The sequence below is a fragment of the Flammeovirga pectinis genome (assembly GCF_003970675.1).
Lineage (GTDB): Bacteria > Bacteroidota > Bacteroidia > Cytophagales > Flammeovirgaceae > Flammeovirga > Flammeovirga pectinis.
Map to the genome: position 1 here is coordinate 3,276,717 of NZ_CP034562.1, position 14,236 is coordinate 3,290,952.

Consider the following 14,236-nt stretch of genomic DNA (forward strand, 5'->3'; position numbering starts at 1 on the left):
CTTAAAAAAATGCACATAAAAAAATCTTCTAAAAAATATCCAATTTTAGAAGACTTCCATTCTTTTGTAAAAGAAGTAGGCTATTATTTAGCAGAGCAGATAATTATTTCTCCACTAGTGGAATAATAAGATATATGCACTTTAACATCTCCATTTACAGTAAAGTTTAAATTTGTAATTTGACTTGTTTTCACTACTTCATCTAAAGATGCTGAACGTACACCTGTTTTAAACATTGCAAACAAGTCTGTATTTGTAGTATTGTATAAGTAAACTGCTTTACCTTCTTTATACACACCGATATAATCATTTAAAAGATTTATTGCCTCAGCCTTCTCGTAAACGATCCCTTTTTTAGACATTAATTCTGTATTGGCTAATTTTTCTACATCTACAGCAAAAATGTTAGAAGAGATGACAAGTCCGAGTAGTACAATGATCAATTTTTTCATTCCTTTCACTTATTAAGTTATTAATAATCAGAAATAACGAAAGCTATAAAAAAGGTATTGTCATTATATGATTTATAAGTAGTAGATTATGATGTTTGAGGTCGTACAGAATAATATTTTGTTAAAATGAAGCCATAAAACATCTCATACAGTGTTAATAAGGGCCGTTTCAAGAAAAAAACAACGATTATCTAATTTATTAAGAATAATTCCTTTGTAATTAATAGGATTTTCATCACATTTGTAATGTACTTTTCTAAGAAGTGGTTAATAGGTATTAATCTTTCCTCTTTTTTGGAACAAAAACAAGAGCTTTACAGTTAGATAAGTACGATTGACAAAGTCATAAAAAGTACTCTTAATTTATTAAGAGGAATATTTATAAAGAACTCATTTTTAATTGGTTTTAGTTTTTAGCTAAGTTGTTAAAGGTCCTGCTCTATGAGCACGACCTTTTTCTTTTATATACCAATATGTATTTATTCGTCTAAGAAAGCCCCTTAGTTAAATAACCAATAATCAATTCGTGATCTACTTGAACCTCACGTGCCAACATAGCCTGTACACCTAGCATTACAGTACCAGAAAAAATCATTTTATTTTGATCTCCATTAAATAACTTCATGTAAGCATCTCTCACATAAAGCATAAAAGGATTTGCACCTCTTCCTTTAGATTCTAAGAACTGAACTATCGTAGAGTTTTCGTAGTAAAAGTCTATTTCATATCTATAAAAAGACTCTATACTTTGTTCTATTGATTGATATTGACGAGCCTTACGCTCTCCTAAAAATTTCACTATTGCATCTACCAAACCATACTCCCCGTCAAATCGAGTATAAAAAACCTTAGTAGTGGTACCGCAATGTGTTGCTAATTTACGTAGAGACCATTCTCCTCCATCAGCTATAAACTGTATGGACATCTCTACCATAGCCTCTTTACTTGGAGCAGCATTTTTACGCGTCTTATTCATAATTAAATTGAAGTATATTAGTAATTACAGTGCCTTTTTTAACTTCTTCTGAAAATTCACTCAAAAGAAACATTGTTTCAAATACGTGTTAATTTTATAAAAAAACAAGAATATTGCTCATGCAAATGAAGATTAAAAATCTTTTAAGCTGTATTTAAGAACGTTGAAAAACTAAAAATTGGAAACTATAAAGTAAAGCTCTTACTTTATTTAAAATTATAAGAAATGACAGCAAAAGAGATCTATCAGGAAATACACAAACAATTACTGCCTATTTATGACGATAATGAAGCGAGTAGTATTGCTTACCTCTGGTTGGAAGAAAGATTAGGAGCAAAAAAAATCAATGTAATGCTTGATAAGCATGCTATTGATTTTGATGTGAAAATACTTGAAAGTGATTTAGAAAGATTGAAAAACCACGAGCCTATTCAATACATTATAGGATATGGTGATTTTTATGGTCGTAAATTTCACTTGAATAAAGATACGCTTATACCTCGTTCAGAAACAGAAGAATTAGTTTTCACTATTTTACAAAGGCACAAGGAAGGAGTATTGCTTGATATAGGTACAGGCTCTGGCTGTATTCCAATAAGTTTAGCTTTAGAGAGCAATCTTACAACAATGGCGGTAGATGTCAATGTAGAGGCATTAGAAGCAGCCAGTAAGAACGCAGTGCTATTACAAGCTAATACAACATTCTCTAAGATGGATATTTTAAAAGAAGATCTAGCTAATTTTCCTACTCTAGATATAATTGTAAGTAACCCACCTTATGTTATGAATAAGGAGAAGGAACTAATGGATAAAAATGTATTAGAATTTGAACCTAATAGAGCTTTGTATGTAGAAGATGATGAGCCTTTAATTTTCTATCAAAGGATTTCTGCTTTAGCTGCAAAAAAGCTTAATAAAGGTGGATGGTTGTATTTTGAAATCAATGAACAGTTTGGAAAAGAAACAGAACAATTGATGATTAATGATGGCTTTATAAATACACGAGTTATTAAAGATTTTCAAGGAAAAGACAGAATGGTTGAAGGGCAACTTCAATAATATCAACATAAAAAAAACTTCTAAGCATAAATTATTACTTAGAAGTTTTTTTTATCGAATAGTGATTTTTTCTACTTAAATTTTAATTACTCTTACTGCTAAAAGCACATCTAAACATAGTAAAAACAATGCAATCATTAAGAAGTAGTAATATTTATTAGCAGAGACATCTGCCATTTTTGAACCTTTTAACTCCCCTTCAATTTCAGTAATTGATGTTATCAGACGGTTAATATCATTCTGCTTATTGCTAATTTCATAATAGTCTCCTCCTGTTTCGCTTGCAAGTTCTATAAGTGAAGATGGATTAAGTTTAGTGACAATATCATTTCCTGTTTTATCACGCTTAAAACGGTATCCTGCAGGAATTTTACTCCCTTCTTCTGTACCAATACCCATAGTAAATAAACGTACACCTTGAGACTTAATTTCGTTCACAGCATGACCTGTATCGTCTCCAAAGTCTTCTCCATCACTTACTAAAATAATTACTTTCGAAGCTTGTTTAGCAGTAGGCACCCCCTCTTCAGCATCTTCTAATTTCTTAATAGCCATTTCTAAAGGAGGACCAAAGTCTGTACCCGAATTAGATATTAAAGAGGTGCTCATCGTTTCAATAAACATATTAAGCGCATTACCATCATAGGTTAAAGGACATTGAAGAAAAGCATCACTAGTAAATACAATTAAACCGATTCTATCAGAGTTAAAAGATTTTACAAGTTGTTTTAACTCAAATTTGAGTTTTGCTAAACGAGAAGGCTTTACATCTGTGGCGTCCATAGATTTTGACAAATCGACACAAATGTAAATATCCTTACTTACAGCCTTCACTTCTTTTTTCATTTCTCCAAATGAGGGTCCAAGAAGTGCAAAAATCATTAAAGCAAAATATACCGTTCTAAGGATTAATTTATACAGCGTAGCTCCGCCTTTTGCTCTAAAAGACTTTCTAGCACGTATTATTCTCCAAAGATATAATCCATATAGTACAATAAATGCTGCAATTAGAGCTAACTCCATTCCACCAAGTTCTCTTGCAAATGTCATGTTATTTATAAATATATATATCGTTATCTATCTAAATCAACTGCTAATTTAAAAGATTTATTCATGCAATAGAACAGTATAAATAAAAATGAACTTTTTAATCATTGAATATCAAGTCAATGCATATATGCTAAATTTAATTAACACTTTTTTATTGAATTCAATTTGGATTAATGGAACATCACCTCTTATATTTGCATCGCATTAAACGAAAAGGATGTCAGTAATGATAAACTTTTATGTGCATGGAGAGTTGCCAGAGTGGTTAATGGAGCAGTTTGCTAAACTGTCATCGGGTAACCGATGCATGAGTTCGAATCTCATACTCTCCGCTAAAGTTCGGGATGTAGCATAGTCCGGTTAATGTACCTGGTTTGGGACCAGGGGATCGCAGGTTCGAATCCTGCCATCCCGACAAAAATTAAGCGATCTTCTTATGAAGATCGCTTTTTTTATATCTATAATTTAATACTTTTGGGTAAATCAAGATAAAAAGCAGTTGAATAGTTTTATTACTCCTTTTGAGTAAACAAGTGCTTAACATCAGGAAATAGCTGTTTATATCCATTGAAATACTCTTAACTAAGAATACTATGTTTAAGACTAAGGAAGCAAAATTACTAGGTTATTCTATTCTAGTAATGTTTATCCCATTCATTTTATCAATTGTAACACATGAAACTCAAAATGCTTGGTGTGTACATTTTTTTAATGGAAACCACACAGCATTTTTTGATCAGTTTTTTAAATATGCTACTAATCTAGGTGATGGTCTTATTTTAATACCTTTCCTTTTCTTATTACTCTATGTAAAGAAAGAATATTGGTCGGTATTAGTAATGGCATCAGCAATACATGGTATAATTGTTTATATAGTAAAAGAGCAATTGCTTAAAGGCAGTCAATTTGCATTAAGACCAGCCGGTTTACACGGTGCTGATGCCTTTACCCAGATACTTGATGTACACTTACATACAATTGATACATTTCCTTCAGGACACACAACTACAGGGTTTGTTATAACAGGTATGCTCATTGTCCTTTTCCCTAATTGGAAAGGTGTATTGTCTGGAATGATTTTCGGCTTTATTGTAGCAATATCTAGAATGTATTTAGGGCAACATTTTTTAGTAGATGTATCAGCAGGTGCAATTGTAGGTTTAGCAACTGTACTTGTATCGTGGGTAATTGCTTATAAGAAAAATTGGTTGAGATTAAAACCTTGGGAGAAGGTTACTCAGTAAAAATAATTCAAAGCAAAAAGGCTATTCAAATTCTAATTTGAATAGCCTTTTTGCTTTGAAAATAATTTATTTCTTACCAGGCACCATCCTATTATCAATGGCACGTTCAGAGAACTCTTGCATAATACCTTTTGCTAAATCTGTAAGTGGCTTTTCTTCTGCTAGCCCCATACCTTTAAGGTCCTTTTTCTGTAATGGATCAGTTACATAATTGTACATAAACACAACCTTTTCACCATCAAAACCCAAAATATAATCTCCTTGAGTTACTTGAAATATATTCGGTGATAAAAAGTTGACAGCATAATGACGGGATGTAGAATCCATTACATCAGTACCAAAAGAAACATAATCGTTAGTACAGCCTACATAATCAACAATTGTTGGAAAAATATCTAGTTGTTGAGTAACCGTAGAATCTATACCAACTAAAGTTGAATCTGAAGGTGCATAATAGATAATTGGTACTTTAAAAAGACCTAAACTTGTTTTATATTCTGGATAATATACTTGATTGGTATGATCTGCTGTAATCACAAAAATTGTATTTTTAAACCAAGGCATCTTAGAAGCTGTTTCAAAAAATCTCCCTAATGCATAATCAGTATATTGGGTTCCTCTATTTAAAGAAAGTGGCCCCCCTTTAAATTTATCCTCATATTTCTCTGGTATTTTAAAAGGGTGATGAGATGACAAAGTAAAAATACTTGATAAAAAAGGCTCTTCGAAAGTGTTCATTGTATTTGCAAAATATTGCATAAACGGTTCATCCCAAATACCCCAAGTACCATCAAAATCATCATCATTAGCATACTCTGTCATACCATAATAATCATTATAACCAGCTAAATTCATAAACGCATCAAAGCCCATTGACCCATTCGGAGCACCATGGAAAAATGCCGTGTAATATCCTTCTTCACCCAAAACTGATGCTATACTATTTATATCATTCGTTGCATAATGTGACAATACATAAGGAGAATAAAATGAAGGTAAACTAGCAACAACTGAAGGCAAAGCATCAATTGATTTTCTACCATTGGCAAAAGCATTTACATAAGCTCTACTTTTTGAAATTAATGAATCTGTAAAAGGTGTATAACTTTTATATTCAGGATCAATCGGGTTCTTATTTAAAGCTCCTACATACTCTTTACCAAAACTCTCTATCACAATTGTAACTACATTCATTTTCTTTTTATCTGAACGTGGTTTTGCTTTATGGTAAGCAGAGAATACTTTCGGTAACTCTTCTTGGGTAAAGAAATTTCTACGTTTTGCTCCCTTTTTATTAATGGTACGCAACATAGTAAATGGTGTATTTAACACAATCGACATTTCTAAAGGCTTATCTACATATTCTCCTGCATTGTTTAGAGAGATTGGTCGGGTTGTACCATCAAAGCCACCTCTTGCTGCACCAAATAGTAAACCTGCATACACCAATAAAATACAGAAATGCTGAAATGTATATGCCAATTTATTATGAACAGGTCGCTTAAGTTTCGGCTCTATCATTCTATACGCCTGAACAAACAAAAATAGTAATACAATCCATAGAATAGTCATGTACCAATAGTCTACAAATAGAAAGCGGAAGAATAAAATGAAACCATTATCTTCGTTTGCAAACTCCTGAAATATTGAAGAGGTTGTTCTTTTAGATGTAAATTGAAAAAAGATAGTATCAGCAAAGTTCATTGCTAATGTAATTCCATTAACTATATACACAAACCACTTAATAACATTCTGATATCCTTTATTATACCTAAAGGGAAAAGGTAAAATACTTAATAATATAAACACTGAGTTAGTATATATAACCGCCGGTAAATCAAACTTCATTCCTCCTAAAAGTAATCTTGACAAGTTTACATCATCAAAATAAGACTGATTGACAAGAAAAAACACTACGCGTGCTATGCTGTATAACAACATGATTAAGAAGAATCTATATAGCGTTGCGGTAACGATAGATGTTTTAATACTATGACGGTTCATATCAACTTTAATAAAAACATTTGATTTAATCTAACAAAGGTAATTGACAATTAGTTATTGATTACATTGATATACAAAGAATTCTTGTTAATCATAACAAAAACTCACTACGTATTTCTATTTTTGTAATTGCATAAAAGCAAAGACTCATATTAAAGAGGTTCATGGAAGATTCACAACATATTCGTCAAATCGAACTAAAAGATTTGATTAAAGCATATAAAGACGATAGCAATACCGCATTAATAATTGATAAATTAAAAAATGAAAATGCCGCAGCTATATATACCAAAGGTTTGTCTGGTAGTTTAGATGCAATTATTGCCGCTACTACTTATATACACACAAAAGGTTGTCATGTTTTTGTAATGCATGATGCTGAGGAAGCCATCTATTTTAGCAACGATTTACAAAACCTTCTTCCAAAAGAAGATATTCTTTACTTTCCATCTTCTTATAAAAAACCTTTTGAACTCACAACTGTAGAAAATGCAAATGTGCTTCAAAGAGCAGAAATATTAAGTACGCTAAATGAGAAGAAAAATAAAGGTGCAATCTTAGTTACTCATGCTGCTGCACTTACAGAAAAGGTAATTAATAAAAAATCTTTAGTAGAGAACACCTATGTTGCAAGAGTAGGCGAAGATGTAGAGCAATCTTTTTTAAGAGAACTATTACTAGAATATGGTTTTGAACCAACTGATTTTGTTTATGAGGCAGGGCAATTTGCCATTAGAGGAGGTATTATAGATATCTATTCTTATGCAAATGAGTTACCTTTTAGAATCGAATTATTTGGTGATGAAATTGAAAGCATCAGAACTTTTGACCCCATCACTCAGTTGTCTCAGGGTGAAAAAGAACATGCTCCTATTGTTCCCAATGTACACAACAAGCTATTACAAGAAGTTAGAGAATCACTCTTGGATTTCTTACCAAAAACCACAATATGGATCAAAGATTATGAGTTGTTAGTTGATACAATTGATAAATACTTTGAACGTGCAGTCGAATCTTTTGATGAAATTTTAAAAGTTAGCGGAGGAACACATATTATTAATAAACCCGAAGAAATTTTTGAAACGAAAAAAGACTTCACAAAACTTCTAGGAAAATCTCACCGCATTCTTTTTGGAAACAGAAAAGGGCTCCGTACTGCCGAAACCATTACTTTTGATACACAACCTCAGCCTTCTTTCAATAAAAATTTCCATATGCTTGGAGAAGCTTTGGAAAAACAACAATTAGAAGGTACTAGAAATATTATTGTTTCTGATTTACCAAAACAGTTAGAACGTTTACAAACTATTTTCGAAGAAATTAAGCCAAACCTTTTTGTTCAAGAACTTAATTTAAGTTTAAGAGGTGGTTTTATTGATCGACAAATGAACATAGCTTGTTTTACAGATCATGAAATCTTTGAACGTTTCCATTCCCCTAAGGGTAAAAAGAAATATTCTAAAAATAAATCACTTACTCTTAAAGAACTTCGCGAATTAAAAGCTGGAGACTTTGTTGCTCACATGGACCATGGTATTGGTAGGTTTGCAGGCATGGAGAAAATGAAAATCAACGGTAAAGAACAAGAAAGTATCCGTTTAATTTATCGTGATAACGATTTACTTTATCTCAGTTTACACTCACTCCATAAAATATCAAAATACTCTGGTCAAGAAGGCAAACAACCTACTGTAAGTAAATTAGGTTCTCCTGAATGGGAAAATAAGAAAAAGAAAGCGAAAAAGAGAGTTAAAGATATTGCCACAGAATTAATACAACTTTATGCAAAACGTAGAGATGCTAAAGGATATCAATTTGATAAAGATGGTTATTTACAAGCTGAACTAGAATCTTCTTTTATATATGAAGATACGCCAGACCAAGCACGAGCTACACAAGAAGTAAAAGATGATATGGAAAAACCGTATCCGATGGACCGACTTGTTTGTGGTGATGTAGGTTTTGGTAAAACAGAAGTAGCAATAAGAGCTGCATTTAAAGCTGTTTGTGATAGTAAACAGGTTGCAATACTCGTACCTACTACTATTCTAGCAATGCAACACTATAAAACATTTTTAGCTAGAATGGCAGAATTGCCTTGTAATATTGACTACATCAATCGTTTTCGAACAACAAAGCAGATTAAAGAAACACTCAAAAAAGTAAAAGAGGGTAAAGTCGATATACTTATAGGTACACATAGAATTACAAGTAAAGACGTTGAGTTTAAAGATTTAGGCTTAATGATTATTGATGAGGAGCAAAAATTTGGAGTAAAAACAAAGGAGAAATTAAAAGAAATGCGTATTAATGTTGATTCGCTCACATTAACGGCGACACCAATTCCAAGAACGCTTCACTTCTCTTTATTAGGAGCTCGTGATTTATCTGTAATTGAAACACCTCCACCAAATAGACAACCTGTAACAACTCAAATTACTACTTTAAATGATGAAGTAATTCGTGATGCCATACATAATGAACTACTTCGTGGAGGACAGGCATTCTTTGTCCATAATAGAGTAGCAGATATAGAACACTTCGCCAATAAAATCATGCAATTAGTACCAGATGCAAAAGTTACTTATGCACATGGACAAATGGATGGACCTCAATTAGAAAAAATTATGCTTCGTTTTATCCAAGGAGAATATGATGTACTAATTTCTACTAATATTATTGAGTCAGGCTTAGATATTCCAAATGCAAATACAATCATTGTTAACCAAGCACATATGTTTGGTTTATCAGATTTACATCAAATGAGAGGTCGTGTGGGTAGGTCGAATAAAAAAGCATATTGTTATTTATTGACCCCACCTACCATTGGACTTTCATCTGATGCCAGAAAACGATTATCTACATTAGAAGAATTTTCTGATTTAGGCGATGGGTTTAAAGTAGCTATGAGAGATCTTGATATTCGTGGCGCAGGCGACTTATTGGGTGGTGAACAATCTGGATTTATAAACGACTTGGGTTTTGATACATTTAATCAAATTTTAGAAGAAACTGTTCAAGAAATTAAGCAAACACAATTTGCAGATCTTTTTAAAACAGAATTAGAAGCCCAATCTATTAAGGTGAATACTGTTATAGAAACAGATTTTGAAATTTTAATACCTGATAGTTACGTCTCAAATATTTCTGAACGTCTTAATTTATATATGAAAGCAGATAAATTAAAAGATGAGAAAGAAATGGAGAAATTCACAAAACACCTTCAAGATAGATTTGGTCCGATTCCTCAACCTGTAACAGATTTACTGATTACTGTAAAAATGCGTTGGGTAGCTCAAAAACTTGGAATGGAGAAGCTTATTCTTAAAAATGAGTCTTTAAAAGCATACTTATTAGAGCACACACATGCAGAGTATTATCAATCGGATGAATTTGGAAAAATATTAATGTATGTACAGACACATCCTAAAATTTGTCAGATAAAAGAGACTAAAAAGCGATTAATCCTTAATATTGAAGAGATTACAGACATTAATAAAGGGTTAGAACTATTATATCTATTAAACAAATAATCACTTTATTTTTAAAAATATTCACAACTCAGCTTTTTAGGTACAATTATTGAATTATGGATTTCGGTAACGTTTCACTATTGTTTTGTGAAACACTTTTTAAGCAATTAACATGCATTCAATTGAGTGCATAAGAAAAATAGAGATCTATAATATCATGAGCAAAAGGAATCTACTCAAATTGGCTTCCGCACTGCTAGCAGCATTAGTAGTAACTGGATGTGCTAAGTCTTCTAAGCCAACTGCAGAAAATCCGGGAGGATATGATACCGCAACAGGTTTAGAATATAATGGAAAAGACGATAATTCATTCGCTGTAAGAGAGTATAATGGAATGCCAGAAGTTCCAAATATGCGTTACATCGAAGGTGGTCGTTTTGTATTAGGTTCTTACGAGGAAGATTTAATGAAATCTCGTGATAACTTAGAACGTACTGTATCTGTAGCATCTTTTTGGATGGACGAAACAGAAGTGTCAAATATTAACTGGTTAGCCTACTTACATTATGTAAGTACTGATTCTTCGGTATCAGGAATATCTTATGAAGAGGCATTACCAGATACTACTGTTTGGGCAGAGCAATTAGCATTCAATGATCAATATGTTGATCACTACTTACGTTATCCTGGTTTTCGTCAACACCCAGTTGTTGGTGTAACATGGACTCAAGCACAAAACTATTGTGCATGGCGTACATCTGTAGTAAATAAAAACCTAGCAGTAAGCGATGGTACTGATGAAGAAGCTGAAGCAGCTGAAAATGGAGAACCAATTCCATTAGAATCTGGTGTCGTTCTTCCTGCATTCCGTTTGCCTACAGAAGCTGAATGGGATTACGCAGCTCAAGCACTTATCGGTTTACAAGATATCGATGAAAATTACTCTGAACGTCGTATTTATCCTTGGTCTGGTCATTCAGTAAGAAATCCTTACGGTGATCACATGGGTGATATGATGGCTAACTTCAAACGTGGTCGTGGTGATTACGCTGGTATCGGTGGTAAATTGAACGATGGAGCAATGGTTACATCAAGTGTTTATGATAACCCTCCAAACGATTTCGGTTTATATAATATGGCCGGTAACGTTTCTGAATGGGTAGAAGATATTTACCGTCCACTTTCATATGCAGATATGGATGATTTAAACCCAGTTCGTAAAAATGACTACTTAGATGGTCCTGAACAAGGTTACAATTACCAATCTTACGGTTATGTTCGTCAATATGAATCATTCATATCGAACTCTATCCGTGTATATAAAGGTGGTTCATGGAAAGACGTTGCTTACTGGATGGCAGCAGGTACTCGTCGTTTCTTAGATCAAGATTCAGCAACTGCAACTATCGGTTTCCGTTGTGCAATGATCAACCCAGGCGAAAATTAAGATTTACGCTTTTAAGCTAAGATATTAAGATAAAAAAACCTTCAATTTCATTACGATGATAATTGAAGGTTTTTTTTATGTCGTTATAGATTAGAACAATACATAAAATAATCAATCATTTGTACCTTATAGATAGGGTTTAAATTGATAAAAAAGTTATTTTCGCAATAATATTAATGACCCTTTGCATAGTAAAATACAATGGTGAACATAACAAATAAAATTGCTCAAGTACTGAGCATATCAGAAGCTCAGGTTAAAGATACTTTAGCATTATTAGATGATGGAGCTACAGTTCCTTTCATCTCTAGATATAGAAAAGAAGTTACTGGTAGTTTGGATGAGGTCCAAGTTGCTGATATCAGAGATAAAGCTTTACAATTAAGAGAACTCGATAAAAGACGCGAAAGCATCTTAAAAAGTATCGATGACCAAGGTAAACTTACTGATGAATTAAAAAGTAAGATCAATAAAGCTGAAATAATGTCTGCTTTAGAGGATATTTATCTTCCTTATAAGCCAAAGCGTAAGACAAAAGCAAGTATTGCTAAGGAAAGAGGTTTAGAACCTTTGGCAGATTTATTATTATCTCCAGACCTGTCTACTAATATAGAAACTGAAGCTGCGAAGTTTATCAATCTTGAAAAAGATGTAGAAGATACTACAAAAGCATTAGCAGGGGCACGAGATATTATAGCTGAACGTCTTAACGAAGACCAAGAAACTCGTCAAGAAATTCGTGCTCTTTTCATGAAAAAAGGATCTTTCAAGGCAAGAGTCATCCCAGGAAAAGAAAATGAAGGTACTAAGTATAAAGATTACTTCGATTGGACTGAAGCCGTTGGTAAAGCTCCTTCACATAGAGTTTTAGCCATGCGAAGAGCTGAAAAAGAAATGATTATTTCTTTAGACTGCTCACCAGAAGAAGAGGATGCATTATATTTATTAGAAGATATACATGTTGATCGTAGAACTCCAAGTGCAGATCAAATTCAATTGGCGGTAAAAGATGCTTATAAGCGTCTTCTAAAGCCATCAATGGAAACAGAGTCTCGTCTAATGTCTAAAAAAGCAGCAGATGAAGAAGCTATTGGTGTATTTGCAGAGAACTTAAGACAACTTTTACTTTCTGCTCCACTTGGTCAAAAAAGTGTACTTGCACTAGACCCTGGTTTTAGAACAGGTTGTAAATTAGTTTGTTTAGACCGCCAAGGTAAATTATTAGAGAATACTACTGTATATCCAAATGAGCCTCAACGTAAAATGGCAGAATCTGGAGCTACGGTAAAATACCTTTGTGAAAAACATAATATCGAAGCTATCGCAATTGGTAATGGTACTGCTAGTAGAGAAACAGAATCGTTTGTAAGAAACTTAGGTTTATCAAATGTACAAGTTGTTGTTGTAAACGAAAGTGGCGCTTCAATTTATTCTGCTTCTGAAATAGCTAGAAACGAATTCCCAGATCATGACCTTACGGTAAGAGGTTCGGTTTCTATTGGTAGAAGATTGATGGACCCATTAGCAGAGCTAGTGAAAATTGATCCAAAATCAATTGGCGTAGGACAATATCAACATGATGTAGATCAAAGTGCTTTGAAGGCAAGTTTAGATGATGTTGTAATGAGTTGTGTAAATGCAGTAGGTGTAGAAGTAAATACGGCAAGTAAAGAACTTTTATCTTATGTGTCTGGCTTAGGCCCTAGCATTGCACAAAATATTGTAGACTTCAGAAATGAAAATGGAGCATTTACAAGTAGAACTCAACTAAAAAAAGTAGCTCGTTTAGGACCTAAGGCCTATGAACAATGTGCTGGTTTCTTGAGAATCCGTGATGCTAAAAACCCATTAGATACAAGTGCTGTACACCCAGAAAGTTATGCTATTGTTAAAAAAATGGCAGACGATTTAGGTGTTACAATTAAAGATTTAATGTCAAAAGAAGACCTACATAAACAAATCAAGTTAGATAACTATGTAACTGATAGTGTAGGTATTCCAACACTTACAGATATTTTAAAAGAGTTAGCTAAGCCCGGACGAGATCCTCGTGAACAGTTTGAGGCATTTCAATTTGCTGAAGGTGTTGAAAAAATGACTGATTTAACTATCGGAATGAAACTTCCTGGTATTGTTACAAACATCACTAATTTTGGTGCTTTTGTAGATATAGGCGTTCATCAAGATGGGCTTGTACATTTAAGCCAAATGGCTGATCGATACATTTCAGACCCTAACGAGGTTGTCAAAGTACATCAAAAAGTACAAGTAGTAGTTACAGATATTGATATTTCTAGAAACAGAATTGCCCTTTCAATGAAGGGGTCAAATGGCGATGGAGGAGCAAGAACATCATCTCCTAAAAAAGCTATTAATAGAAAACCTCAAGCAGCTCAACCTCAGAGAAGAGAGAAAGAAGAAAACACAGAAAACATGTCAATGCAAGATAAATTGGCTATGTTGAAAAATCGTTTCAAATAGACATATAATAACGACTACTTTCCTGTAAAGAAAAGTAGTCGTTTTTAAAT

9 protein-coding genes and 2 tRNA genes are annotated in these 14,236 nt (G+C 33.0%); 7 read left to right on the forward strand and 4 right to left on the reverse strand.

Going from position 1 to position 14,236, the window contains the following annotated elements:
* Window positions 1–83: 83 nt before the first annotated feature.
* Both EI427_RS13175 and EI427_RS13180 read right to left on the reverse strand, forming a co-directional pair.
* Entirely contained in the window at window positions 84–452 is a 369-nt protein-coding gene (locus EI427_RS13175; protein ID WP_126615376.1) for a hypothetical protein, read from the reverse strand.
* A 487-nt stretch (window positions 453–939) separates the two neighbouring features.
* A complete protein-coding gene (locus tag EI427_RS13180) occupies window positions 940–1,428 on the reverse strand; it encodes a hypothetical protein (RefSeq protein ID WP_126615378.1) in 489 nt (162 codons plus the stop codon).
* 225 nt (window positions 1,429–1,653) lie between these two features.
* On the opposite strand from EI427_RS13180, the gene prmC reads away from it, so the two are divergent.
* On the forward strand, window positions 1,654–2,487 hold the full coding sequence (gene prmC / locus EI427_RS13185; RefSeq protein WP_126615380.1) for a peptide chain release factor N(5)-glutamine methyltransferase: 834 nt from the start codon (window positions 1,654–1,656) through the stop codon (window positions 2,485–2,487).
* A 75-nt stretch (window positions 2,488–2,562) separates the two neighbouring features.
* Here the strand turns inward: prmC and EI427_RS13190 are convergent, their stop codons facing one another.
* Window positions 2,563–3,537, reverse strand: a complete 975-nt coding sequence (locus EI427_RS13190; RefSeq protein ID WP_126615382.1) for a vWA domain-containing protein — start codon at window positions 3,535–3,537, stop codon at window positions 2,563–2,565.
* 247 nt (window positions 3,538–3,784) lie between these two features.
* Between EI427_RS13190 and EI427_RS13195 the strand changes: the two genes are divergently transcribed.
* From EI427_RS13195 to EI427_RS13205, 3 genes are all read left to right on the forward strand, one after another.
* A tRNA-Ser gene (locus EI427_RS13195) sits at window positions 3,785–3,869 on the forward strand.
* A gap of 8 nt (window positions 3,870–3,877) precedes the next feature.
* A tRNA-Pro gene (locus EI427_RS13200) sits at window positions 3,878–3,952 on the forward strand.
* Between the two features lie 178 nt (window positions 3,953–4,130).
* On the forward strand, window positions 4,131–4,781 hold the full coding sequence (locus tag EI427_RS13205) for a phosphatase PAP2 family protein (RefSeq protein ID WP_126615384.1): 651 nt from the start codon (window positions 4,131–4,133) through the stop codon (window positions 4,779–4,781).
* A gap of 66 nt (window positions 4,782–4,847) precedes the next feature.
* Here the strand turns inward: EI427_RS13205 and EI427_RS13210 are convergent, their stop codons facing one another.
* Window positions 4,848–6,722, reverse strand: a complete 1,875-nt coding sequence (locus tag EI427_RS13210; RefSeq protein WP_170178463.1) for an LTA synthase family protein — start codon at window positions 6,720–6,722, stop codon at window positions 4,848–4,850.
* A gap of 227 nt (window positions 6,723–6,949) precedes the next feature.
* Between EI427_RS13210 and mfd the strand changes: the two genes are divergently transcribed.
* From mfd to EI427_RS13225, 3 genes are all read left to right on the forward strand, one after another.
* Window positions 6,950–10,318, forward strand: a complete 3,369-nt coding sequence (mfd, locus tag EI427_RS13215; protein ID WP_126615388.1) for a transcription-repair coupling factor — start codon at window positions 6,950–6,952, stop codon at window positions 10,316–10,318.
* Window positions 10,319–10,475: 157 nt separating this feature from the next.
* Window positions 10,476–11,705: a gliding motility lipoprotein GldJ gene (gene gldJ / locus EI427_RS13220; protein ID WP_126615390.1), complete on the forward strand. Its 1,230-nt coding sequence runs from the start codon at window positions 10,476–10,478 to the stop codon at window positions 11,703–11,705.
* A gap of 201 nt (window positions 11,706–11,906) precedes the next feature.
* Window positions 11,907–14,186, forward strand: coding sequence for a Tex family protein (locus EI427_RS13225; protein WP_205727856.1), 2,280 nt, complete (start codon window positions 11,907–11,909; stop codon window positions 14,184–14,186).
* Window positions 14,187–14,236 lie beyond the last annotated feature (50 nt).

Bases quoted from the DNA above. Each gene is read 5' to 3' on its own strand.
- mfd (WP_126615388.1), top strand. From the start codon at position 6,950: ATGGAAGATTCACAACATATTCGTCAAATCGAACTAAAAGATTTGATT.
- EI427_RS13205 (WP_126615384.1), top strand. From the start codon at position 4,131: ATGTTTAAGACTAAGGAAGCAAAATTACTAGGTTATTCTATTCTAGTA.
- EI427_RS13175 (WP_126615376.1), bottom strand. From the start codon at position 452: ATGAAAAAATTGATCATTGTACTACTCGGACTTGTCATCTCTTCTAAC.
- EI427_RS13225 (WP_205727856.1), top strand. From the start codon at position 11,907: ATGGTGAACATAACAAATAAAATTGCTCAAGTACTGAGCATATCAGAA.
- EI427_RS13180 (WP_126615378.1), bottom strand. From the start codon at position 1,428: ATGAATAAGACGCGTAAAAATGCTGCTCCAAGTAAAGAGGCTATGGTA.
- prmC (WP_126615380.1), top strand. From the start codon at position 1,654: ATGACAGCAAAAGAGATCTATCAGGAAATACACAAACAATTACTGCCT.
- gldJ (WP_126615390.1), top strand. From the start codon at position 10,476: ATGAGCAAAAGGAATCTACTCAAATTGGCTTCCGCACTGCTAGCAGCA.
- EI427_RS13190 (WP_126615382.1), bottom strand. From the start codon at position 3,537: ATGACATTTGCAAGAGAACTTGGTGGAATGGAGTTAGCTCTAATTGCA.
- EI427_RS13210 (WP_170178463.1), bottom strand. From the start codon at position 6,722: ATGTTGTTATACAGCATAGCACGCGTAGTGTTTTTTCTTGTCAATCAG.